Genomic DNA, 23852 nt, shown 5'->3' with positions numbered 1-23852 from the left:
ATGAACCTTTTTGACTTCTTTCGTGCCAACAAAAAGCAAAGCACCGCGTCGGTAGCGAAAGAGCGTCTACAGATCATCGTGGCGCACGAACGCGGCCAACGCAGTACCCCGGACTACCTGCCAGCCTTGCAGAAGGAACTGGTCGAGGTGATCCGCAAGTACGTCAATATCGGGTCCGATGACGTGCACGTCGCACTGGAAAGCCAGGGCAGTTGCTCGATTCTGGAACTCAATATCACCCTGCCAGATCGCTGAGTCGATCCGGCTGGAGCCACGGCGGCTCAGGCCCCTTGCGCGACTGCAAGGGACCTGAGCCGCCGTTGGCGTTTGTTACGAGGCTGTTTTAATGCCGCTGTCCAACATCCACATCATCCATCAGGATGCCGCCGTACTGGTGGTGAACAAACCGACCCTGTTGCTTTCTGTCCCTGGCCGGGCCGATGACAACAAGGACTGCCTGATTACCCGCCTGCAGGAAAACGGCTACCCGGAAGCGCGAATTGTCCATCGCCTGGACTGGGAGACTTCCGGCATCATCCTGCTGGCCCGCGACCCGGACACCCATCGCGAACTGTCCCGGCAATTTCACGACCGCGAAACCGAAAAGGCCTACACCGCCCTGTGCTGGGGTCAGCCGGAACTGGACAGCGGCAGCATCGACCTGCCCTTGCGCTACGACCCACCGACCAAGCCGCGCCACGTGGTCGACCATGAATTCGGCAAACACGCGCTGACCTTCTGGCGAGTGCTGGAGCGTTGCGACGACTGGTGCCGCGTTGAGCTGACACCGATCACCGGCCGCTCCCACCAGTTGCGCGTGCACATGCTCTCGATTGGTCATCCGCTGCTGGGTGACGGGCTCTATGCCCATGAGCAGGCGCTGGCGGCCTGGCCGCGCCTGTGTCTGCACGCGAGCATGCTCAGCTTCACCCATCCGCAAAGTGGCGAACGCCTGCGCTTCGAGTGCCCGGCACCGTTCTGAACGCAACGCACTCCCCCCTGTAGGAGCGAGCTTGCTCGCGATGGTCGTCAACGATAACGCGGGAAGCCTGGCGCCCCGCGGCGTTCTTGGGATCATCGCGAGCAAGCTCGCTCCTACAGGGGGGGGCGCCACTCCACCCGCACGCCACCGCCAATTCCCTGACCAATACGTTAAACTGGCGCCACTGCTGTCTGGAGCTACTTTATGCGCGAAGAGTTGAACCAAGGCCTGATCGATTTCCTCAAGGCCTCCCCTACCCCGTTCCATGCCACCGCCAGCCTTGTTCAGCGTCTGGAAGCGGCGGGCTACCAACGCCTCGACGAGCGCGAGCCGTGGAATACCGAAGCCAACGGTCGCTACTACGTCACCCGCAACGACTCTTCGATTGTCGCGATCAAGATGGGCCGCCATTCGCCGCTGCACGGCGGCATTCGCCTGGTCGGCGCCCACACCGACAGCCCGTGCCTGCGTGTCAAACCGCAACCGGAACTGCAACGCCAGGGCTTCTGGCAACTGGGCGTTGAAGTCTATGGCGGCGCGCTGCTGGCGCCGTGGTTCGACCGCGACCTCTCCCTGGCGGGCCGCGTAACCTTCCGTCGTGATGGCAAGGTCGAGAGCCAGTTGATCGACTTCAAGGCACCGGTCGCGATCATTCCGAACCTGGCGATTCACCTCAACCGTGAAGCCAACATGGGTTGGGCAATCAACGCCCAGACCGAACTGCCGCCGATCCTCGCGCAATTTGCCGGTGACGAGCGCGTGGACTTCCGCGCGGTGCTCACCGACCAGCTCGCCCGCGAACACGGCCTGAATGCCGACGTGGTGCTCGATTACGAGTTGAGTTTCTACGACACCCAAAGCGCTGCGGTCATTGGCCTGCATGGCGACTTCATCGCCGGCGCGCGCCTGGACAACCTGCTGTCGTGCTACGCCGGCCTGCAAGCGCTGTTGACGGCCGACACCGACGAAACCTGCGTGCTGGTCTGCAACGACCACGAAGAAGTCGGTTCCTGCTCGGCCTGCGGTGCCGACGGCCCGATGCTTGAGCAGACCTTGCGTCGCTTGCTGCCTGAAGGTGATGAATTCGTACGCACCATTCAGAAATCCCTGCTGGTTTCGGCTGACAACGCCCACGGCGTGCATCCGAACTACGCCGACAAGCACGATGCCAACCACGGCCCGAAACTCAACGCCGGCCCGGTGATCAAGGTCAACAGCAATCAGCGCTACGCCACCAACAGCGAAACCGCCGGGTTCTTCCGTCACCTGTGCATGGCTGAAGAAGTGCCGGTGCAAAGCTTCGTAGTGCGCAGCGACATGGGCTGTGGTTCGACCATCGGCCCGATCACCGCCAGCCACCTGGGCGTGCGCACCGTGGATATCGGCTTGCCGACGTTCGCCATGCACTCGATCCGCGAACTGTGCGGCAGCCATGACCTGGCGCACCTGGTCAAGGTGCTGAACGCGTTCTACGCCTGCCGCGAATTGCCGTAAACCCCGCAATACCCTGTAGGAGCGAGCCTGCTCGCGATGGACGTGAACGATTACGCGTGTTTTCTGGATAAACACGGCGCCCTGAAGTTCATCGCGAGCAAGCTCGCTCCTACAGACAACACGGTGCAAAAAAGCCGCCTAGACTTCCAGTATCCCTTCGACAAGGCCGTCTCCATGATTTCGATGTCTACCTTTCACGCCATGCTGATTCCGATTCTTGCCGGGATGCTCCTGCTGGCCGTCGGCTTCAACTTTCGCGATAAGAATGCCGGTGTGTTTGCCATGTGGATCGGCATGCTGACCATTCTCGCGACCGTTGTTCTCAAAATCCTCGCCAAACTCAACGAATAATTCCTCGCCCTTGGCTCGCATTGATTTTGACGGGCTCGTACACTCGGTCGATCCGCTCCCTGCGAGGTTGACCGCCTAGTGTTCGCTCGTCTTTTTTCCCTCCCGTGTATTGTCCTTGTCTGCCTGATGACGCTGCTGTCAGTGGCGCCTGCCCAGGCGGCCGGCCTGCCGGGCCTGCTCAACAATCAGGCCAAGGCGCAGCCCGAAGCACAGGAACCGCTGGGGCAATCTCTGGACGAAGTGATCAAGTCACTGGAGAACGACCAGCAACGCTCCAAGCTGCTGGCCGACCTGAAAAAGCTCCGCGACACCACCAAACAGGCCCAGCCGATTACCGAAGAAGGCGTACTGGGTCTGATTGGCGGAACCCTGGCCAATTTCGAGAAGAAATTTTCCGGCGTCGACAGTCCGCTCACGCTCTGGTCCAGTGAATTCGATCAGGCCAGGGAAGAACTGGTGGCGCTGGCGCTGCCGGCCAATGAATGGCTGCCCATGCTGTTCGCCTTTGCCATGATCCTGATGATCTGGAGCCTGCTGGCCGCCGCCCTGATCTGGATCAGCCACCGCGTGCGGATGCGTTTCGGCCTGACCGAAGAACTGCCGCAGCATCCCAGGGCCCTGGACATGTTGCGTTTTGCGCTGCGCAAACTCGGGCCATGGCTGATCGCCCTGGTGATCACGGTCTACATGAGCTACGCCCTGCCCTCGTCCCTGGGCAAAAGCCTGGCGATGGTGCTGGCCTATGCACTGGTGGTCGGCACCTGCTTCTCGGCCATCTGCGTGATTGCCTTTTCCCTGCTCGACGGCCCACACCGCCACCGCGCCTTGTACATCCTGCGGCACCAGGCGTTTCGGCCGCTATGGCTGATCGGCAGCTTCGCCGCGTTTGGCGAAGCGCTGAGCGATCCGCAACTGGTCAACAGCCTCGGCAGCCATCTGGCCCATACCGCCGCGACTGCCGCCAACGTCCTGGCCGCGCTCTCCACGGGGCGCTTCATTCTGCGTTTCCGCCGGCCGATCGCCCACCTGATCCGCAACCAGCCGCTGTCCCGGCGCCTGACCCGCCGCGCCCTCAACGACACCCTGTCGATTCTCGGCACCTTCTGGTACGTGCCGGCGCTGGTGCTGGTGGCCATTTCCCTGTTCGCGACGTTCATTTCCGCCGGCGACACCAGCACCGCCCTGCGCCAGTCGCTGATCTGCACCGTTTTGCTGGTGTTGTGCATGGTCATCAACGGCCTGGTACGCCGCCACGCCCTCAAACCGCAGCGCGGCATCCGGCGCTACGCGGTGTATTCGGAACGGCTGAAAAACTTCTTCTACACCATCGTTCACCTGTTGGTGTGGCTAGCCTTTATCGAACTCGGCCTGCGGGTCTGGGGCATGTCGTTAATCCGCTTTACCGAAGGCGACGGCCATGAAGTCAGCGTCAAACTGTTCAGCCTCGCCGGCACGCTGCTGTTTGCCTGGCTGATCTGGATTCTCAGCGATACCGCCGTGCATCACGCGCTGACCCGCTCGCGCAAAGGCCTGGCCAATGCCCGCGCACAGACGATGATGCCGCTGATCCGCAATGTGTTGTTCATAGCGATTTTCATCATCGCGCTGATCGTTGCCCTGGCGAACATGGGCATGAACGTCACGCCCCTGCTGGCTGGTGCCGGTGTGATCGGTCTGGCCATCGGTTTTGGTGCGCAGTCGCTGGTAGCCGACCTGATTACCGGGTTGTTCATCATCATCGAAGACTCCCTGGCCATTGACGACTACGTGGATGTCGGCGGCCACCTCGGCACGGTCGAAGGCCTGACCATCCGTACCGTGCGTCTGCGGGACATCGACGGCATCGTCCACACCATTCCGTTCAGCGAAATCAAAAGCATCAAGAACTACTCCCGGGAATTCGGCTACGCGATCTTCCGGGTAGCGGTGCCGGCCAACATGGACATCGACAACGCAATCAAACTGATGCGCGAAGTCGGCCAGAAAATGCGCACCGACCCGCTGCAGCGGCGCAATATCTGGTCGCCGCTGGAGTTCCAGGGGGTGGAAAGTTTCGAGTCGGGCAACGCGATCCTTCGCGCCCGGTTCAAGACGGCGCCGATCAAGCAGTGGGAGGTTTCGCGGGCGTTCAACCTGTCGCTCAAGCGGCACATGGATGAAGCCGGACTGGATCTGGCGACACCGCGGATGAGTGTGCACATAATGACGCCGGGCGTAGCGCAAGAATAATCATGAAAAGGCAGCTTCAAATTATCCAAAGCTGCCTTGAACTGAAAAAATTCACGACTTGATCAAACTATAGAACCTGACTCAAGCAGCTGGTACTCCGACACTTCCTATAGTCAGTTCAATCGATGCAGGTTTTGCCGAGTACGGTTTTTTTTCAGGGTACTCAATCCAACTGTCGTCACCTGTTGGAACTAAATATTTGGTTGTACCTCTGATTGAATCCACCTTTATTTTTTGCGCTGCTATCAAGAAGTTATAGAGCGTATCCGCATCTTCAAAACCATCATCACCTCCAAACTGCAGAACCGGGGCGCCACAGGCCGTAACCAGATTAACCATTTTACTCCCCTGACTGGCGCCGCCCCACACCGAACCAGAAGCACTATCAAATAGTTGAAACATGGCCGGATCAGCGTTAAGCGTTAGAAACCCCTTTTCATTACAACCAATCCAACCATTCTGTTCGCCAGCCACCTGAATTTTGCAAAAAGGCCCCGTATAAATAAAATAAAACTGCGCTGGCTCCCCATTATTCCATCGAGTCCCAACTGTTCCATTTTCCAGCACCATGATCGGACGACCTGAAACCCTCAAAGTAGCACCAAATATTGAAAGCATAATAATTCCTTATAAAATTTAACTCCATAAGCTGCCTTAAAAGCAGCCATATCAACCTACACAAATAACCACTAAACAAGCCAACTAAATCACGCACCATTAATTTCAAAGTTTAACAACACCAAACACTCCCCAAACAAATAACAATCAACCAACATCGTCCATCTCACACCAATACACCGATGTTCACCCTAAAAAATATCAAACTACATCAACTCCAACATGAATCGCATCATGCCGCCAGAACTCCAGGTCGCAGTCGATCAAGCGTTCATGCTGGTCATAGTTAACCCGGGCAATCTGCAAGCCCGGGCTACCCACCGACACCTTCAACGCCGCCGCCGCATCCACCGACAACGCCGTAGGTACAATCTCGAAGCGCACCCGCCCGTAGTGCAAATCGTAATGCCGCGCATACAACTCGGTAATCGACTGATTCAGATCGAACTCAAGAATCCCCGGGAAATACTGTGGGTTCAGATAGTGCTCCACATACAACACCAGTCGCCCGTCAATCCGCCGTGAACGGCAGATCTGAATCACGCTCGACAGCGCCGGCAATTGCAGCCAGGCACACACCGCCGCCGACGCCGGCTGCAATCGCGCCGAAATCACCTCGGTCGACGGCACCCGCCCCTGGGCGCTGACCATCGCGTGAAAGTGGCTACGCTGCATGAGGTTGTAGGCCAGGCGTGGCGGCGAGACGAACCAGCCGCGACGCTCCTCGCGATAAATCTGCCCCTGGGACTCCAACTGCAACAACGCTTCACGCAAAGTGATCCGTGTGGTGCCAAACAATTCACTGAGCTTGCGCTCGGCCGGCAATTTGCTGCCGGGGGTCAACAGTCCATGGTCGATCTGCTCCTGAAGCACCTGGCCGATGGCTGTTACCGCTTTTGTTGCCTCTTCACGCATCAACGTTTCCTTTCTGGACTAGACCAGCACCATTTCAGGGCAGAACCGCAGTGTAAACCGGCTCATTCAATAGTCTGCAAGCGTAGGCAGCGCAGATGAACCAGATGTGACAAAGCCGCCCAACGGTCGCCATTCCCTGCCTTCAACAACTTGCAATTCATCGGCCAAGTCCCTTGTCTTCCGGGGCCTTGACCATGGTCTACGCTTAGCAGGCCAGTCGCGATACCGATGAACAAAAAGTCATTCCGGGCGACGAACGACATCAAAGTGTCATCCAGCCTCCTTAAATTGGCTCAGGTATTGCTGACCTAGACCAACAAACCGTAATCGCAGCGTTGAACACGACCCAAGGAGCTTCGGAATGAAAAAGCTTTTCCTGGCATCACTGTTAGGCTCGACCATCGCAATGTGCACCGCCGCCATCGCGGCCGATGATCTGAAAACCCTGGAAGCCGCTGCGAAAGCGGAAGGCGCCGTCAACAGCGTTGGCATGCCCAATGACTGGGCCAACTGGGCCGGCACCTGGAAAGACCTGAGCGACAAGTACGGCCTCAAGCACATCGACACCGACATGAGCTCGGCCCAGGAGATCGCCAAGTTCGCCGCGGAGAAAGACAACGCCAGCGCCGACATCGGCGACGTCGGTGCAGCGTTCGGCCCGATCGCGGTCAAGCAAGGCGTGGTCCAGCCTTACAAGCCTTCGACCTGGGATCAGATTCCGGCCTGGGCCAAGGACAAAGATGGCAACTGGGCACTGGCCTACACCGGCACCATCGCTTTCATCGTCAACAAGAAGTTGCTGCATGGCTCCGAGGCGCCAACCAAATGGGCTGACCTCAAGGGCGGTAAATACAAGGTCTCCATCGGCGACGTGAGCACCGCGGCCCAGGCAGCCAACGGCGTATTGGCCGCGGCACTGGCCAACGGTGGCGACGAGAAAAACCTCAAGCCTGCCCTGGATCTGTTCGCCGACATCGCCAAGCAAGGTCGCCTGTCGATGTCCAACCCGACGATTGCCACCATGGAAAAAGGCGAAATCGAAGTCGGCGTGGTCTGGGACTTCAACGGCCTGAGCTACAAGGCCAAGATGGCCAACCCGGATGACTACGTGGTGCTGATCCCGTCCGACGGCTCGGTGATCTCCGGCTACACCACCATCATCAACAAATACGCGAAAAACCCGAATGCGGCCAAGCTGACCCGCGAATACATCTTCAGTGACGCCGGCCAGATCAACCTGGCCAAGGGCAACGCCCGTCCGATCCGTGCCGAACACCTGACCCTGCCAGCCGAGGTGCAGGCCAAGCTGCTGCCTAACGAGCAGTACAAGAAGGTCACGCCGATCAAGGACGCGGACGCCTGGGAGAAGACTTCCAAGGCCCTTCCTCAGAAGTGGCAGGAAGAAGTCATCATCAATATGCAGTAAGCGGGTAGCCCACCAACGGGAGGCCTGATGGAGATCCCTGTGGGAGCGAGCTTGCTCGCGATAGCGACCTGACATTCAGCATTGATGTTGAATGGAAGTCCCTCATCGCGAGCAAGCTCGCTCCCACTAGGGATTGGTTGCGTACTTGAATCATCTGTTTCACGGAGTCATCGCCCCTATGAAGCACAACGTCATCCTTGTCGTGCTCGACGGCCTCAACTACGAGGTCGCCCGCCACGCCATGGGGCACCTGCAGGCCTACGTCGGCGCAGGACGCGCGGCACTCTACAAACTGCAGTGCGAGTTGCCGGCCCTGTCCCGCCCCCTGTACGAATGCATCCTGACCGGCGTCGCGCCCATCGACAGCGGCATCGTCCACAACAACGTCTCGCGCCTGTCCAACCAGCGCAGCATCTATCACTACGCCACTGACGCAGGTCTTGTCACCGCGGCGGCGGCCTATCACTGGGTCAGCGAGCTGTACAACCGTTCGCCCTTCGTGGCGGCCCGGGATCGTCACACCGATGACCCGCAACTGCCGATCCAGCATGGGCATTTTTACTGGAACGATCACTACCCGGATTCGCACCTGTTCGCCGATGCCGAAAACCTGCGCCTGCGCCATGCACCGAATTTTCTGCTGATCCACCCGATGAACATCGACGACGCCGGGCACAAGCACGGCCTCGACACCCCACAGTACCGCAACAGTGCCCGCTCGGCCGACATCATCCTGGCCGACTACCTGCAAGGCTGGCTCGATGCCGGTTACCAAGTGCTGGTCACCGCCGACCACGGCATGAACAACGACCGCTCCCACAATGGGCTGCTTGCCGAAGAACGCGAAGTACCGCTGTTCGTCCTCGGCGACGCTTTCAGTTTCGATTCGGGCGCTGCGCCCGAACAGACTGACATTTGCGGCACCGTCTGCGAACTGCTGGGCGTGCCTCACGACAAGCCGGTGTGCCGGGAGCTTCTGAAGTGAATTCCATGACTCGCGGCAAATGGCTCGCGGCCTTGTGCCTGGTGCCATTTGCGCTGTTCTTCATCGTGTTCGAAATCGCACCGCTGACCTGGGTGATGATCAACAGCCTGCAATCGGAAGAGTTCGGCTGGGGCCTGGCCAACTTCACCAAGATCTTCAATTCGAAGTTCTACTTGCAGGCGATCCAGTACAGTCTCGAGATCAGTTTCTGGTCCAGCTTGTTCGGCATCATCATCGCGGTACTCGGCGCCTATTCCCTGCGCCGGGTGGACTCGAAACTGCGCAACTTCGTCAACGCCTTTGCCAACATGACCAGTAACTTCGCCGGCGTGCCCCTGGCCTTCGCGTTCATCATTCTGCTCGGCTTCAACGGCAGCTTCACCATCCTGCTCAAGCAGGCCGGGATCATTCAGGACTTCAACCTGTACTCGAAAACCGGGCTGATCCTTCTCTACACCTATTTCCAGATTCCTCTTGGCGTGCTGCTGCTCTATCCGGCCTTCGATGCCCTGCGTGAAGACTGGCGCGAGTCCGCTGCGCTGCTCGGCGCCGACGGTTGGCAGTACTGGCGCCACATCGGCTTGCCTGTTTTGACGCCGGCACTGCTGGGCACCTTCGTGATCCTGCTGGCAAACGCCCTCGGTGCCTACGCCACGGTGTACGCCCTGACCACCGGCAACTTCAACGTGCTGCCGATCCGCATCGCGGCGATGGTGTCCGGTGACATTTCCCTGGACCCGAACCTGGCCAGCGCCCTGGCCGTGGTGCTTGTGGCCTTGATGACCCTGGTGACCATCGTGCATCAGTTGCTGTTGAAGAGGAGCTACCATGTCTCGCGCTGAACTGGGGCCCGCCGGTGTCTACCACCGCGTCGTGGTGTATCTGCTGTTTGCCATCCTGCTGTTGCCGCTGCTCGGCACGCTGATCTATTCGATCTCCAGCAGTTGGTCGGCGACCATTCTGCCCAGTGGCTTCACCCTCAAGTGGTACATCCAGCTGTGGAGCGATCCGCGCTTCCTGGATGCGTTCGGGCAGTCGCTGCTGGTCTGCGTCGGTTCGCTGATTCTTTCGGTAGTGCTGATTCTGCCGTTGCTGTTCGTGGTGCATTACCACTTCCCGAAACTCGACGCACTGATGAACATCCTGATCCTGCTGCCCTTCGCCGTGCCGCCGGTGGTGTCGTCGGTGGGGCTGTTGCAGCTTTATGGTTCCGGACCATTCGCCATGGTCGGCACGCCGTGGATCCTGATCGGTTGCTACTTCACCGTGGCGCTGCCGTTCATGTACCGGGCGATCACCAACAACCTGCAGGCGATCAACCTGCGCGACCTGATGGATGCCGCCCAGTTGCTCGGCGCCAGCACCTTTCAAGCCGCCTTCCTGGTGGTGCTGCCGAACTTGCGCAAGGGCCTGATGGTGGCGTTGCTGCTGTCGTTCTCGTTCCTGTTCGGTGAGTTCGTGTTCGCCAACATCCTTGTCGGTACCCGCTACGAAACCCTGCAGGTCTACCTCAACAACATGCGCAACAGCAGCGGTCATTTCACCAGTGCGCTGGTGATTTCCTACTTCTTCTTTGTGCTGGTTCTGACCTGGATCGCCAATATCTTGAACAGGGACAAAAGCGAATGAGCTATGTCAGCGTCCAACATCTTCAGAAAAGCTTCGCCGGCACCACGGTGTTCAGCGACATCAATTGCGAAATCCAGAAAGGTGAATTCGTCACCCTGCTCGGTCCGTCCGGTTGCGGCAAATCCACCCTGCTGCGCTGCATCGCCGGCCTGACTTCGGTGGATGGCGGCAAAATCCTGCTCGATGGGGCCGATATCGTGCCGGTGAGCCCGCAGAAACGCGGGATCGGCATGGTGTTCCAAAGCTATGCGCTGTTCCCCAACATGACCGTGGAGCAAAACGTCGCCTTCGGCCTGCGCATGCAAAAGGTCAATGCCGATGACAGCCGCAAACGCGTCGCAGAAGTGCTCAAACTGGTGGAACTCAATGACTTTGCCGCGCGTTACCCGCACCAACTGTCGGGCGGTCAGTGCCAGCGCGTGGCCCTCGCCCGCTCCCTGGTGACCCGGCCACGCCTGTTGTTGCTGGATGAACCGTTGTCGGCCCTGGACGCGCGGATTCGCAAACACCTGCGCGAACAGATCCGTCAGATCCAGCGCGAACTGGGCTTGACCACGATTTTCGTCACACACGATCAGGAAGAAGCCCTGACCATGTCTGACCGGATTTTCCTGATGAATCAGGGAAAGATAGTACAAAGTGGCGACGCCGAAACCCTCTACACTGCGCCAGTCGATGTGTTCGCCGCCGGGTTCATCGGCAACTACAACCTGCTGGACGCCGACAGCGCCTCGAAGCTGTTGCAGCGACCGATCAACAAGCGCATTGCCATTCGCCCGGAAGCCATCGAACTGAGCCTCGACGGTGAACTGGACGCGCAAGTGCGCAGCCACAGCCTGCTGGGCAACGTGATTCGCTACCGGGTCGAAGCCCGGGGCGTGGAATTGGTGGTGGATGTGCTGAACCGCTCGGCGGCCGACCTGCATCCCGATGGTCAGCGCCTGGCGCTTTCCATCGATCCGACGGCCCTGTGTGAGGTAGCCTGATGCCTTTGCTGACGCTGAAGAGAGAACTGCACTGATGGCCCTGGCAATTTTTGATCTGGACGAAACCCTGATCCACGGCGACTGCGCCTCACTGTGGAGCGAGCAAATGGTCCGCCTCGGCTGGGTCGATGGCGAGTCGTTCCTGCGTCGCGACAAGGAATTGATGGATGCCTACGGCAGGGGCCATCTGGCCATGGAGGACTACATGGCCTTCAGCCTGGAACCGTTGATTGGTCGTACGCCTGAAGAAGTCGCGCACCTGGTTGGTCCGTGGGTAGAGGACTTCATCGAGCCGATCATTTTCAGCGATGCCACCAAAGCCATCGCCGCGCACCGCAAGGCCGGCGACCGGATCCTGGTGATCTCGGCCTCGGGCACGCACCTGGTCGGCCCCATCGCCGAGCGCCTGGGCATCGACGAGATTCTGGGCATCGAACTGGAAGTGGCCCATGGCGTCTACACCGGCCACACCGTTGGCACCTTGACCTACCGCGAAGGCAAGATCACCCGCTTGCTGGAGTGGCTGGATGCAGAGGAGGAAAACCTCGAAGGCGCGAGTTTCTATTCCGACTCCCGCAATGACCTGCCGCTGTTGCTGAAGGTGGATTTCCCCCACGTGGTCAACCCGGATCCGGTGTTGCGCGAGCAGGCTGAAAAGGCTGGCTGGCCGATCCATATCTGGAAGTAACCCGGATCCCCTGTGGGAGCGAGCTTGCTCGCGATAGCAGTGTGTCAGTCAACGTTAATGCCGACAGACAGACCGCCATCGCGAGCAAGCTCGCTCCCACAGTTTTTTGTGTTGTCAGGTGAGGCTTTCGTCAATCACCAGAACCACCTTCCCCGCCACGGTATTACTCGCCAACTCGGCAAACGCCGCCTCGGCATCCTTGATCGGGAATGTCCTGGCCAGTTGCGAGCTCAAGCGCCCTTCAGCAAACAACGGCCACACATGCTGGCCCAAATCACTGAACAGATCGGCCTTGAACTGATCGTCGCGACTGCGCAAAGTCGAACCCAGCAACTGCACACGCTTGGCCAGCACCTGGGCCAGATCCAGCTTGGCCTCGCGGCCGCCCATCAGACCGATCAACACCCAGCGGCCATCCTGCGCCAGCAGCTTGAGGTTCAGGGCCGCGTAATTGCCGCCCACCGGATCGAGAATCACATCGAACGGCCCCAGATCCCGCAGGCTCTCCAGATCGCCATTACGCACCACGCCGCCCTGGGCGCCCAGCGCTTCGCAGTACGCCAATCGCTCTGCGGAGCCGACGCTGACCCAGCACGGGTTACCGAAAGCTTTGCACAGCTGAATGGCAGCTGAACCGATTCCACTTGCCCCGGCATGCAGAAGAACTTTCTGACCCGGTTTGAGCGCGGCCAGTTGAAACAAATTCAACCAGACTGTTGCATAAACTTCGGGCAATGCAGCCGCTTCGAACAGTGACATTCCATCGGGAACCGGCAGCACATGCCGCCCGTCGACAACCACCTCTTCGGCCATCCCGCCCCCGGCCAGCAAGGCGCAAACCCGATCGCCAACCTGCCAGGAGGACCCGGCGCCCACCTCGCTGATGACCCCCGAGCACTCTAGACCGAGCACTTGACTGGCCCCTGGCGGGGGCGGGTAAAGGCCGGCCTTCTGCAACAAATCGGCACGATTGAGGCCCGCTGCCGCCACTCGTATACGAACTTGTCCTACATCGCATGCAGGACTCGGCTCATCTACCCATACCACTTGACCGTCAACGCCTTGCAATGCTTTCACAGTGCCTCCATAGTGAGTCTGGACTGAGCCCGAAGCTATAGCGTCGGGTTTTTTGCATTATGCGACCGGCTCCCAAAGAACCGGCGACTTCAAAGACGGCCTAATATGCGTTATCAATTGTCCCCGCGTCGAATCAGCATGAAGCATCTGTTCCCCAGCACTGCCCTCGCTTTATTCATCGGTATCGGCTTGCTGCCGATGTCGAGCAATACATTCGCAGCCAATAGCTGGGACAAGCTTCAACCCGATCGTGACGAAGTGATCGCCAGTCTGAACGTCGTGGAGTTGCTCAAGCGCCACCACTACAGCAAGCCGCCGCTCGATGACGCACGCTCGGTAATCATCTACGACAGCTACCTCAAGCTGCTGGATCCGTCGCGCAGCTACTTCATGGCCAGCGACATTGCCGAATTCGACAAGTGGAAGACGCAGTTCGACGATTTCCTCAAGAGCGGCGACCTGAACGCCGGGTTCACCATCTACAAGCGCTACCTGGACCGCGTCAAAGCGCGTCTGGACTTCGCTATTGCCGAGCTGAACAAAGGCGTCGACAAGATCGACTTCACCACCAGGGAAACCTTGCTGATCGACCGCAAGGACGCCCCTTGGCTCAAATCCACCGCAGAACTCGACGACCTGTGGCGCAAACGCGTCAAGGACGAAGTCCTGCGTCAGAAGATCGCCGGCAAGGATTCCAAGCAGATCCAGGAAACCCTGACCAAGCGCTACAAGAACCAGTTGGCGCGCCTGGACCAGACCCGCGCGGAAGACATCTTCCAGGCGTACATCAACACCTTCGCCATGTCCTACGACCCGCACACCAACTATCTGTCGCCGGATAACGCGGAGAACTTCGACATCAACATGAGCCTGTCCCTCGAGGGCATCGGTGCCGTGTTGCAAAGCGATAACGACCAGGTGAAAGTCGTGCGCCTGGTGCCGGCAGGTCCGGCGGACAAGACCAAACAGGTTGCACCGGCCGACAAGATCATCGGCGTTGCCCAGGGCAACAAGGAAATGGTCGACGTCGTGGGCTGGCGCCTGGACGAAGTGGTCAAGCTGATCCGTGGTCCGAAGGGCACCGTGGTGCGCCTGGAAGTTATCCCGGCCAGCAATGCGCCGAACGACCAGACCACCAAGATCGTGCCGATCACCCGTGAAGCGGTGAAACTCGAAGATCAGGCCGTGAAGAAGTCGGTCCTGAATCTGAAGCAGGACGGCAAGGACTACAAGCTCGGCGTCATCGAGATCCCGGCGTTCTATCTGGACTTCAAGGCCTTCCGTGCCGGCGATCCGGATTACAAGAGCACCACCCGCGACGTCAAGAAACTGCTGACCGAATTGCAGAAAGAGAAAGTCGACGGCGTGGTCATCGACCTGCGCAACAACGGCGGCGGTTCCTTGCAAGAGGCCACCGAGCTGACCAGCCTGTTCATCGACAAAGGCCCGACCGTGCTCGTGCGTAACGCCGATGGCCGGGTCGATGTCCTGGAGGATGAAAATCCGGGCGCGTTCTACAAAGGCCCGATGGCGTTGCTCGTCAACCGCCTGTCCGCCTCGGCTTCGGAGATTTTTGCCGGCGCCATGCAGGACTACCACCGCGCGCTGATCATCGGCGGCCAGACCTTCGGCAAAGGCACCGTGCAGACCATTCAGCCGCTCAACCATGGCGAACTGAAACTGACCCTGGCCAAGTTCTACCGGGTTTCCGGGCAGAGCACCCAGCATCAGGGCGTCTTGCCGGACATCGATTACCCGTCGATCATCGACACCAAGGAAATCGGTGAAAGTGCCCTGCCGGAAGCCATGCCATGGGACACCATCAAGGCGGCGATCAAGCCTGCGGTCGACCCGTTCAAGCCGTACATTTCGCAGCTCCAGTCCGAGCATGACGTGCGTACGGCCAAAGATGCGGAGTTCGTGTTCATCCGTGACAAGCTGGCCCTGGCGCAGAAACTGATGGCCGAGAAAACCGTCAGCCTCAATGAAGTCGAGCGTCGTGCCCAGCACGCCGACATCGAAGCCAAACAGCTGGCCATGGAAAACATCCGTCGCAAGGCCAAGGGCGAAGAGCCGCTCAAAGAGCTGAAGAAAGAAGACGAGGACGCCATCGCGGCCGAGGATGACAAGACCAAACCGGAAGACGACGCCTACCTCAGCGAAACAGGGCGGATTCTGCTGGACTACCTGAAACTCAACACGGCAGTGGCCAAGCACTGAGTTTGTACAAACAACTGATGGCAATTTAATGCTGACGCCCCTGTAGCGTCATCAAACAGTCATCATTCTGTCGTGAAATAAAGGACCGGGCGTGCTCTTTTTACCAAGGGCACGCCCGGTCCTTTTTTATTGACAGAGATCGCCATGACCACAACCGAACAGCTGAGTGCCTTGAGCTCGATCCTGAGTCAAAGCGGTCTACACAGTCTGTTCCAACCGATCATCAGCCTCTCTGAACGACGCATCCTCGGTTACGAAGCCCTCAGTCGTGGCCCCTCCAACAGCCCTCTGCACTCCCCTGTCGCCCTGTTCGCCGTCGCCCGCCAGGCCGGACGCCTGAGCGAACTGGAAATTGCCTGCCGCAAAAGCGCTTGCCGACGCTTCAATGAGCAACAACTGCCTGGCCTGCTGTTCCTTAACGTGTCCCCGGAGTCCCTGCTCGAAGCGGCCCATCAACCGGGGCGCACCCTGCAATTGCTGCAGGATTTCGGCATTGCGCCAAGCCAGGTGGTCATCGAGCTCACGGAACAGACGCCGACGGATGATTTCCAGCTGCTGCAAACCGCCCTGCATCACTATCGGGCGATGGGGTTTTCGATTGCGCTGGATGATCTGGGGGCGGGCTATTCGAGTTTGCGCTTGTGGTCCGAGCTACGGCCGGATTACGTGAAAATCGACCGGCATTTCATTGATGGCATCCATCAGGATGCGCTCAAGCGCGAGTTCGTCGGCTCGATCCTGCAAATCGCCAAGGCCTCGCGGGCGCAAGTCATCGCCGAAGGTATCGAGCTCCCCGAAGAACTCACGGTGCTGACCGAAATGGGCGTGGACCTGGTGCAGGGCTATCTGCTCTGCCGCCCCCAGGAACACCCGCCACGGGATGCCCGGGCATTGATGCCCCGACAGGACAGCACCGCCGTTGCACTGAGCGAAGACGGCAGCGACCTCAGCGCCCTGCTCAACGAGCTGCCCGCGGTAAACCGCGACACGCCGACCGCCACGGTGCTCGAAGCCTTTCGCCGCCAGGCCAACCTGAACTCGCTGGCAGTCCTGGATGAACAGGGTCAACCCTGCGGCATTGTCCATCGTCATTCGCTCTCCGACGCCCTGCTCAAGCCCTTTGCCACTGACCTGTTCGCCCGCAAGCCCATCAGCCGCCTGATGAACGATGACTTCCTCGCCGTCGAGCTGAGCCAGTCACTGCAACAAGTCAGCCGCCTGATCACCAGCCGTGCCCGCCAGCGCATCGAAGAAGATTTCATCATTACCCTCAACGGCGGTTACCTGGGGTTGGGCCGGGTGATCGACGTGCTCAAGCTGATCACGGAACTGAAGATCCAGCAGGCCCGCTACGCCAACCCGTTGACCTTGCTTCCGGGCAACGTGCCGATTCAGCAATGCCTGACGCGACTGCTGCAACAGCGAAGGGAATCGGTGATCTGCTACGTGGACATTGATAGCTTCAAACCTTTCAACGACATCTACGGCTATGGCCGCGGCGACGAAGTCCTGCTGTGCCTGGCGCAATGCCTGAACGATCGCGTCGACCCGTCCCGCGACTTTGTCGGCCATATCGGCGGCGATGATTTCCTGCTGGTGCTAGGCCCGGAAGACTGGCGCAAACGTTTGAACCAGTTGCTCGACGACTTCCAGAGCCAGTGCCGGCGCTTCTACCGCAGCGAGCACCTGGAAGCCGGTTGCTTCATCGCACCCAATCGCCAGGGGCAACGCCAGGAGTTTGCGTTGTTGTCGCTGTCGATCGGCGTGGTGCATTTGCATCCACAGGCCTGTGGACAACTCGATGCGAGCCAGTTGGCCGAGATGGCATCACAGGCCAAGCACCATGCGAAGAATGTGCAGGGCTATAGCGTGCATGTGATTGATAGCCGGGTGGTTTTGACTGTTGCAGAGGTGCTCGTTTCCGGGCATCGATAAGGGCGCCTTCCGGCTTCACTCCCATCAACGAGGCGCCGAGGAAGACTTCAGCTCTTCGAGCTTGATCGGCGCCAATGGATGCCCGGCCTTCGCCGCCATCTCCCAGAATCGCGCCGCTTCGACCGGATCCGGAGCCTTGCTCGCCGTCCCGGCCAGTGTGATCACGCCCACCTGATACGCCGCCTTGCCATCGCCCGCCAACGCCGCCAGGCGCAACAAACGCACGCCCTCCTCACGAGCACCGAGGCCGACGCCTCGAAACGCCAGGATGTGCCCATAGAAGCTCTGGGCGCCGACATTGCCCAGGTTGGCCATGCGTGCGAACTGGCCTTCGAGCCAGCGCCAGCCACGTGGCTGACGGACAAACCATGACCAGTGAAACAATCGGCGCGCGAGCCAGTAACCAGCCCGCGCCTTGAGTTGTAAAAACACTCAGGCCTCGGCCGATTCCGGGTATTCGTACTCGAACACCCGCACCACTTCCGAAGCATGCCAGGACGCGGCGGCAACGCCGTCAGACGGCCCGGAAAAACGCCCGAGACGCTCGACACATTCAAAAAATCCAGTGCGCGGCAAGCGGCTGGCGCCCTGACTGATCACCAGTGAACTGCGCAATGGCTGCTCCGCCCTGGCGTCCAAGGCCGCCAGATGCTCAAGGGCCGCCGTCAGGGTCTGCATGGCCGGGGTCGGCAGCTGCAAACGCTCCAGCAATGCCCGATACGTCAACAGATGGCGCTGGCGACGCGCCTGATCCAGTTCGCCGAGCAATCCGTCCCAATGTTGACGACTGATGCGTACGCTCACGATTCATCCCTCCACCCTGGCACCGTCAATTCCCAGGCCAGGCTACGGCGAATCGCGGCGTCGGGCAGACGCTCGCCACTTTCGATCATGGCCAGGTAAGACGGGCTGATGCCTACCGTGCGGGCCAACGCCTCGATGGCGATGCCCTTCCCCTCGCGCAAACTGCGTAGTTGATCCAGACCCGGAAGTATCGCGTCTGGTGTCGCCGCCTGAGGCTTCGTGGCTTGAGGCGACGCTTGCTCTTTGATGCCCGCTGCTTTCAATAACGCCTGATACTGAGCCCATGGCAGAACCGCATATTCGGGCTCGCCTTCGCGTGTAATTATCTGAATATCCATCACTACCCCGTAGGACAACAACACTTAGCGAGTCGGCACTTTTCCCTAGAAGTGTAATCCTAACAGCGGCCAAGGTCGCGGGGGGCATCAATCTATGAACTCATCAAAATCGAATCAGTGTTTTTTCGGGCCTTGAAGTTGAAGTTGCTCGGGGGTATCAGGCAGACGCTCAACCACCGCGAGCTTCTCCGGCACCTGCCGTTTGCGCCAGGCACGGAAGGCATTGAGCTCGTCGTCGAGCACTTTCATCAGCCATGCCAGTACCGCGATGTCATCGAGCATGCCAAACACTGGAATGAAATCCAGGATCGCATCCACCGGACTGAGGAAATACATCAGGCCCGCGACAACCGATACCAGCGCCTTGGGGCTGATGGCGCGATACTCACCACGCCAATAGGCCAGGCAGAGTGCCTGCAACAGCTTCAAGTCGTCCTTGATCTTGCCCAATCGATTACCCTGGCTTGCGCCTTTACTGGCGACCGCGAACAACAGGGTTGGCAATCGACCGCGTGCCAGCAGACGTCCGGCCAGTGGCAGGAAACGAGCGAAACTCCAGGGCGTTTTCATCATTCCTCCCGTTGAAATGTTATCCACACAAATTGTGGATAACCTTGTGAACAGAGCTGCTTTTCATCGCTGTAAGCCCCGTTTTACAAGGCCCGCGTTCAGATCGGGCGTTTTTTACTCATCAAAAAAAACCCATAATTTCATTGACTTGGCGGCCTTGTGCGTCTACCGCCAACACTACTATGCCTAAGACTCCAGCCTAGAGCGTCTGTTCGTTTTGTTTACCCGTGCCGAACGCCAGATGCAACAACGCCCCGCATGAGCGAGGCGTTGTTATCGAAGCAGGCGCTGGTTACTTGGCAGCGGCGTCTTCTTTTCCCGGATCCTTGATGGCCAGGAGTTCCAGGTCGAATACCAGCACCGAGTTGGCTGGAATCGCCGGGCTTGGGCTTTGAGCGCCGTAAGCCAGGTCAGCAGGGATGTACAGCTTGTACTTCTCGCCAACGTGCATCAGTTGCAGGCCTTCGACCCAACCCGGGATCACACCGCTGACCGGCAGATCAATCGGGCTGCCGCGCTCGACGGAGCTGTCGAATACGGTGCCATTGGTCAGCTTGCCGGTGTAGTGAACGGTCACTACGTCAGTCGGCTTTGGCTGAGCACCATCGGCTTTCTGCACGACTTCGTACTGCAAGCCCGAAGCGGTGGTGGTCACGCCAGCTTTCTTGGCGTTGTCTTCGAGGAATTTCTTGCCGGCAGCCGCCGACTCTTCGCTCATCTTGGCCATGCGCTCTTCGGCACGCTTTTGCAGTGCGGCGAACGCCTCGACCAGTTCTTCGTCTTTGAGCTTCTGCTCTTTCTTGCCGACGGCGTCTTCGATGCCCTGGGCTACAGCCTTGGAATCCAGGTCATCCATGCCTTCCTGAGCCAGGCTCTTGCCCATGTTCAGGCCAATGCCGTAGGAAGCTTTTTGCGCCGGAGTTTTCAGCTCTACGCTGGTCTGCGAATCACAACCCGCGAGTACCAGGCCAACCAGGGCTACCGCCGCCGCCAACCGATGCTGTTTCATGCTATTTCCTTGTTCATGCGCCTAAAGGGCAATCGAGTAAAGCCGCGAGCTTATCAGGCCGCCACGACCAATGGCTACCGGCATGAGAGCCGGAAACAATTGATAAGTTCAGGTGTTTAAACGCATTTCACAATTCGTGTCGATGAAGCTTCTTTCATCTTGTTCCGACGCAGGCTGATTCCTGAACCTACAATATCTGGCGTAATGGCCTCTTGCCCCACGCTGAGTGCTCGGGCATAACGGCATGATAATTCGACATGGAAGTTTATTTTGCGCCTCTTCTTTCGTTTGCTGATTCTCATCGCACTACTGCTCGGGCTGGTCATCGCCGTGGTTCTTTATTACGTCGCCAACCCGAAATTGCCGGCCTGGTCGCCTGCACAACAGGTGCATTACCTGGAGCAATGGAGCGCCGCCGATCGAGATACTTATTACTTCACGCCCCAGGGCACTCAGGTCAAAGGCTTGCGCTATGACTGGTTCACTGCCCTCGAACTGCCCTTCTCGCAACAACGCTTCGCCACCCCCGAATACCTCGCCCGCTTCGGTTTCTTGGTGGACCCCGGCCAGGCACCAACACCGAACAACCCCGGCAACCTCCCGGCAGGCTTTACCCGGCACCAGAACGCGGGTAGCCCGGATGTGTTTCTGGATATCACCTGCGCGGCCTGCCACACCGGTGAACTGCGTTTCAAGGGTCAAGCCCTGCGTATCGACGGCGGCTCGGCGCAGCATGTGCTGCCGTCCAGTGTTCCTACGCTCAAAGGCGGCAGTTTCGGACAGGCCCTGGTGGCCAGCCTCGCCTCCACTTACTACAACCCCTGGAAATTCGAACGCTTCGCACGCAACGTGCTTGACCAGGACTACGAGACGCGCCACCAACAGTTGCGCAAAGATTTCAAATCTTCACTGGATACATTCCTCAAAGTGGCCTGGAACGACACCCATCGCGGGCTCTATCCGACCGAGGAAGGCCCGGGGCGCACAGACGCCTTCGGGCGCATCGCCAACGCCAGCTTCGGTGATGCGATTTCCCCCGACAACTACCGCGTGGCCAATGCCCCGGTCGATTATCCACAGCTGTGGGACATGTGGACGTTCGAATGGGTGCAGTGGAATGGTTCGGCGAAACAACCCATGGCCCGCAACATCGGCGAGGCGTTGGGCGTCGGCGCCACGCTGAACTTCTTCGACAAGAACGGCCAGCCGCTGATGGGCGATGCCCGCTATCCGTCGAGTGTTCGCGTACGCGATCTGCACCTGATCGAAGAAACCCTGCAACGACTCTCGCCTCCGGCCTGGCCGGAAGACCTGTTGGGCGCGGTCGACAAGCCTCTGGCAGCCCAGGGACGCACCTTGTTCGCCGAAAACTGCGCGGGTTGCCATGTACCGCGCACCACCCAGGGCGAGGGACGATACGTCCAGCACCTGAAAATGCTCCCGGTGGATTACATCGGCACAGACCCCGGCGCGGCCAACAACATCGCCGACCACCGCTTCGACCTGACAGCGCTGCAATGGAAGCAGGCCGAACTGGAAAAACTCGATGTCGAGCCAAAACCCGACGAGCCTCTGGACCTGAGCAAGATGTCCGTGGCCAAGGGACTGGCCTATGTCACCGCCTATGTCCAGGACCGTGCGTATCAAGACGCCAATGTCACCCCTGCCGAGCGCCCTGAAATGGACGGTTTCGGTCTGCCAATCGGAGTGCGCGAATTGCGTTCGTACAAGGCCAGGCCATTGGCGGGTGTATGGGCGACACCGCCGTTTCTGCACAACGGTTCGGTACCGAGTATTTATCAGCTGCTGTCGCCTCAGGATGAGCGTGCGGCCACGTTCTATAAAGGCACTTTCGAATACGACCCGGGACACCTGGGTTACCGCACCGAAGCCTTTGCCAATGGCTTCCTGTTCGACACGCGTATCACCGGCAACCACAACAGTGGCCATGAATTCCGTGCCGGCAAACTTGGCAATGGCGTGATCGGCCGCGGGTTGCAACCGCAAGAACGCTGGGCATTGCTGGAGTATCTGAAAGTGCTGGGCGGCCCGCTGGAGGCGCAATTGCCATGACCACTGCCTCAGTCAGGAGAACGTTCCCATGCTGATAACGCTCTGGCTGCGCCTGGGCGCCTTCCTCGCCAGGCTGTTGCTGTGGTCACTGATTCTCGGCGTGCTGGGCTGGGCCCTGGCCAGCGCCTGGTTTGCCTGGCAGCATCGCGGGCCGGTCTCGGCGCAGGAATTGATTGCGGACGACGAAGCGGCGATGACCCAGGACATCATCCAGACCGCCGTGCGCATCGTCGATCAGCACCGTGAAAGCACCCGCTACCTGCGCGACGCCCATGCCAAGGCCCATGGCTGTGTGAAGGCCGAGGTTCAGGTGCTGCCGGAACTGCCAGGCGAACTGCGCCAGGGTGTGTTCAGCGAGCCGGGCAAAACTTGGCAAGCGACAATGCGCCTGTCCAACGGTAATGCCTACCCGCAGTTCGACAGCATCCGCGATGCCCGGGGCATGGCGATCAAACTGTTCGATGTGCCGGGCAAGCAACTGTTGAGCGACCGGCAGGGCCGAGGCGAACAGGACTTTGTGATGTTCAACCACCCGAACTTCTTTGTCAGTAATGTCGCCGAATACCGTCAGAACATCGCCGCCCAGGCCGACGGTAAAAAGATGATGGCCTTCTTCCCCGGCCGGGATCCTCGCACCTGGCAGGTTCGTCACCTGTTCATTGCCCTGGCGACACTGGCCCCTGCCCCGTCGAGCCCGACCCAGACGACGTACTTTTCGGTTTCACCCTACAAATTCGGTGAAGCCAATGCGAAGTTCCGGGTCATGCCCGATCCCGATGGCTGCCCGGCCTACAACCTGCCGGAACAGAATCGCAAGCTGCCGAACTTTCTGCGCAATGCGCTGAACCAACAGCTGTCGACCGACCGGGTGCCTGCGTGTTTCGCTTTGCAAATCCAGCGACAGGACGCCAACAAGTACATGCCGATTGAAGACACCAGCATTGAGTGGCGCGAGAGCGATGCGCCCTTCGAGACGGTGGCGCGGATCAAGGTTCCGGCGCAGGACTTCGATACACCGGCGCTGAACCTGCAATGCGACAACCAGTCGTTCAATCCCTGGTTCGGCATCGAGGCGCACCGACCGATTGGCGGGATCAATCGCCTGCGCAAGGCCGTGTATGAAGCCGTCAGCGACTACCGGCACAGCCGTAACGCCGGACTGTAGGAGCGAGCTTGCTCGCGAAAAACCCATGGGCGCCGCTGGCTATCTGAATCTACACGTTATCGTTAACAACCATCGCGAGCGAGCTCGCTCCTACGGGAGCGAGAAAAGCCAAATCCCGGACAGCAAAAAGCCCGCACAAGGCGGGCTTTCTGTGGTGACCTGGCGTTCAGTGTTCCAGGTTACCGAATATGGCGCAGCGGACGGGACTCGAACCCGCGACCCCCGGCGTGACAGGCCGGTATTCTAACCGACTGAACTACCGCTGCGCGTAGCGTTGAAAGTGGTGGGTGATGACGGGATCGAACCGCCGACATTCTGCTTGTAAGGCAGACGCTCTCCCAGCTGAGCTAATCACCCT

23 protein-coding genes and 2 tRNA genes are annotated in these 23852 nt (G+C 59.4%); 15 read left to right on the top strand and 10 right to left on the bottom strand.

Annotation, left to right across the window (positions count from 1 at the left end; all coding sequences use genetic code 11):
• The 5 genes from minE (at position 1) to AC1RS8_RS11075 (ending at position 5056) form a co-directional block, all read left to right on the top strand.
• The gene (minE, locus tag AC1RS8_RS11095; protein ID WP_007974947.1) at positions 1–255 is read left to right on the top strand and encodes a cell division topological specificity factor MinE; all 255 of its coding nucleotides are present in this window, start codon (positions 1–3) and stop codon (positions 253–255) included.
• A gap of 91 nt (positions 256–346) precedes the next feature.
• Positions 347–982 (top strand): RluA family pseudouridine synthase, encoded by a 636-nt coding sequence (locus AC1RS8_RS11090; protein WP_489340056.1) that lies wholly within the window; start codon positions 347–349, stop codon positions 980–982.
• A gap of 204 nt (positions 983–1186) precedes the next feature.
• The gene (locus tag AC1RS8_RS11085; RefSeq protein ID WP_057715768.1) at positions 1187–2476 is read left to right on the top strand and encodes a M18 family aminopeptidase; all 1290 of its coding nucleotides are present in this window, start codon (positions 1187–1189) and stop codon (positions 2474–2476) included.
• Between the two features lie 36 nt (positions 2477–2512).
• Positions 2513–2827, top strand: a complete 315-nt coding sequence (locus AC1RS8_RS11080; protein WP_489340657.1) for a hypothetical protein — start codon at positions 2513–2515, stop codon at positions 2825–2827.
• Positions 2828–2953: 126 nt separating this feature from the next.
• Positions 2954–5056 carry a mechanosensitive ion channel family protein gene (locus AC1RS8_RS11075; protein WP_489340055.1) on the top strand — a complete coding sequence of 701 codons (2103 nt, stop codon included), beginning with the start codon at positions 2954–2956 and terminating at the stop codon, positions 5054–5056.
• Between the two features lie 81 nt (positions 5057–5137).
• Here the strand turns inward: AC1RS8_RS11075 and AC1RS8_RS11070 are convergent, their stop codons facing one another.
• Positions 5138–5674 (bottom strand): hypothetical protein, encoded by a 537-nt coding sequence (locus AC1RS8_RS11070; protein ID WP_131726885.1) that lies wholly within the window; start codon positions 5672–5674, stop codon positions 5138–5140.
• A 201-nt stretch (positions 5675–5875) separates the two neighbouring features.
• Positions 5876–6589 (bottom strand): UTRA domain-containing protein, encoded by a 714-nt coding sequence (locus tag AC1RS8_RS11065; RefSeq protein ID WP_057715771.1) that lies wholly within the window; start codon positions 6587–6589, stop codon positions 5876–5878.
• A gap of 361 nt (positions 6590–6950) precedes the next feature.
• Here AC1RS8_RS11065 and AC1RS8_RS11060 point away from each other — a divergent pair, with 361 nt between their 5' ends.
• The 6 genes from AC1RS8_RS11060 (at position 6951) to AC1RS8_RS11035 (ending at position 12303) form a co-directional block, all read left to right on the top strand.
• Positions 6951–8015 carry an ABC transporter substrate-binding protein gene (locus AC1RS8_RS11060; protein ID WP_218497232.1) on the top strand — a complete coding sequence of 355 codons (1065 nt, stop codon included), beginning with the start codon at positions 6951–6953 and terminating at the stop codon, positions 8013–8015.
• Positions 8016–8193: 178 nt separating this feature from the next.
• A complete protein-coding gene (locus AC1RS8_RS11055; protein WP_057715773.1) occupies positions 8194–9000 on the top strand; it encodes an alkaline phosphatase family protein in 807 nt (268 codons plus the stop codon).
• A 5-nt stretch (positions 9001–9005) separates the two neighbouring features.
• On the top strand, positions 9006–9842 hold the full coding sequence (locus AC1RS8_RS11050) for an ABC transporter permease (protein WP_198530268.1): 837 nt from the start codon (positions 9006–9008) through the stop codon (positions 9840–9842).
• The gene (locus AC1RS8_RS11045) at positions 9829–10629 is read left to right on the top strand and encodes an ABC transporter permease (protein ID WP_489340054.1); all 801 of its coding nucleotides are present in this window, start codon (positions 9829–9831) and stop codon (positions 10627–10629) included. Before AC1RS8_RS11050 ends, AC1RS8_RS11045 begins: the two co-directional genes overlap by 14 nt.
• Positions 10626–11615 (top strand): ABC transporter ATP-binding protein, encoded by a 990-nt coding sequence (locus AC1RS8_RS11040; protein ID WP_057715776.1) that lies wholly within the window; start codon positions 10626–10628, stop codon positions 11613–11615. The genes AC1RS8_RS11045 and AC1RS8_RS11040 overlap by 4 nt, the downstream gene beginning before the upstream one ends.
• 34 nt (positions 11616–11649) lie before the next feature.
• Complete coding sequence (locus tag AC1RS8_RS11035; protein WP_150814121.1) at positions 11650–12303, top strand: HAD family hydrolase; 654 nt, start codon at positions 11650–11652, stop codon at positions 12301–12303.
• 114 nt (positions 12304–12417) lie between these two features.
• Here the strand turns inward: AC1RS8_RS11035 and AC1RS8_RS11030 are convergent, their stop codons facing one another.
• Entirely contained in the window at positions 12418–13380 is a 963-nt protein-coding gene (locus tag AC1RS8_RS11030; protein ID WP_489340053.1) for a zinc-binding dehydrogenase, read from the bottom strand.
• A 138-nt stretch (positions 13381–13518) separates the two neighbouring features.
• Between AC1RS8_RS11030 and AC1RS8_RS11025 the strand changes: the two genes are divergently transcribed.
• Positions 13519–15600, top strand: a complete 2082-nt coding sequence (locus AC1RS8_RS11025; RefSeq protein WP_191626119.1) for a carboxy terminal-processing peptidase — start codon at positions 13519–13521, stop codon at positions 15598–15600.
• A gap of 144 nt (positions 15601–15744) precedes the next feature.
• Positions 15745–17535, top strand: a complete 1791-nt coding sequence (locus AC1RS8_RS11020; protein ID WP_489340052.1) for a bifunctional diguanylate cyclase/phosphodiesterase — start codon at positions 15745–15747, stop codon at positions 17533–17535.
• Positions 17536–17559: 24 nt separating this feature from the next.
• Here the strand turns inward: AC1RS8_RS11020 and AC1RS8_RS11015 are convergent, their stop codons facing one another.
• From AC1RS8_RS11015 to bamJ, 5 genes are all read right to left on the bottom strand, one after another.
• The gene (locus tag AC1RS8_RS11015; RefSeq protein ID WP_154947266.1) at positions 17560–17967 is read right to left on the bottom strand and encodes an SEL1-like repeat protein; all 408 of its coding nucleotides are present in this window, start codon (positions 17965–17967) and stop codon (positions 17560–17562) included.
• The gene (locus AC1RS8_RS11010; protein ID WP_007898892.1) at positions 17968–18339 is read right to left on the bottom strand and encodes a hypothetical protein; all 372 of its coding nucleotides are present in this window, start codon (positions 18337–18339) and stop codon (positions 17968–17970) included.
• On the bottom strand, positions 18336–18677 hold the full coding sequence (locus AC1RS8_RS11005) for a helix-turn-helix domain-containing protein (protein ID WP_007974980.1): 342 nt from the start codon (positions 18675–18677) through the stop codon (positions 18336–18338). Before AC1RS8_RS11005 ends, AC1RS8_RS11010 begins: the two co-directional genes overlap by 4 nt.
• Positions 18678–18791: 114 nt before the next feature.
• Entirely contained in the window at positions 18792–19247 is a 456-nt protein-coding gene (locus AC1RS8_RS11000; protein WP_057715782.1) for a YkvA family protein, read from the bottom strand.
• A gap of 292 nt (positions 19248–19539) precedes the next feature.
• Positions 19540–20256: a BamJ family beta-barrel-assembly machinery protein gene (gene bamJ, locus AC1RS8_RS10995; protein WP_489340051.1), complete on the bottom strand. Its 717-nt coding sequence runs from the start codon at positions 20254–20256 to the stop codon at positions 19540–19542.
• 270 nt (positions 20257–20526) lie between these two features.
• Between bamJ and AC1RS8_RS10990 the strand changes: the two genes are divergently transcribed.
• Together AC1RS8_RS10990 and AC1RS8_RS10985 are read left to right on the top strand one after the other, a co-directional pair.
• Entirely contained in the window at positions 20527–22329 is a 1803-nt protein-coding gene (locus AC1RS8_RS10990) for a di-heme-cytochrome C peroxidase (RefSeq protein ID WP_489340050.1), read from the top strand.
• A 28-nt stretch (positions 22330–22357) separates the two neighbouring features.
• Positions 22358–23494 carry a catalase family protein gene (locus AC1RS8_RS10985; RefSeq protein WP_349735959.1) on the top strand — a complete coding sequence of 379 codons (1137 nt, stop codon included), beginning with the start codon at positions 22358–22360 and terminating at the stop codon, positions 23492–23494.
• Positions 23495–23683: 189 nt separating this feature from the next.
• On the opposite strand, the gene AC1RS8_RS10980 is transcribed toward AC1RS8_RS10985, so the two are convergent.
• Positions 23684–23760: transfer RNA gene (locus AC1RS8_RS10980), tRNA-Asp, on the bottom strand.
• 15 nt (positions 23761–23775) lie between these two features.
• Positions 23776–23851: transfer RNA gene (locus AC1RS8_RS10975), tRNA-Val, on the bottom strand.
• Position 23852 lies beyond the last annotated feature (1 nt).

This window comes from Pseudomonas sp. GW821-FHT12A04 (assembly GCF_058807755.1).
The sequence above is the reverse complement of the archived record's forward strand: the minus strand, read 5'-3'. Positions and strand labels throughout refer to the sequence as shown.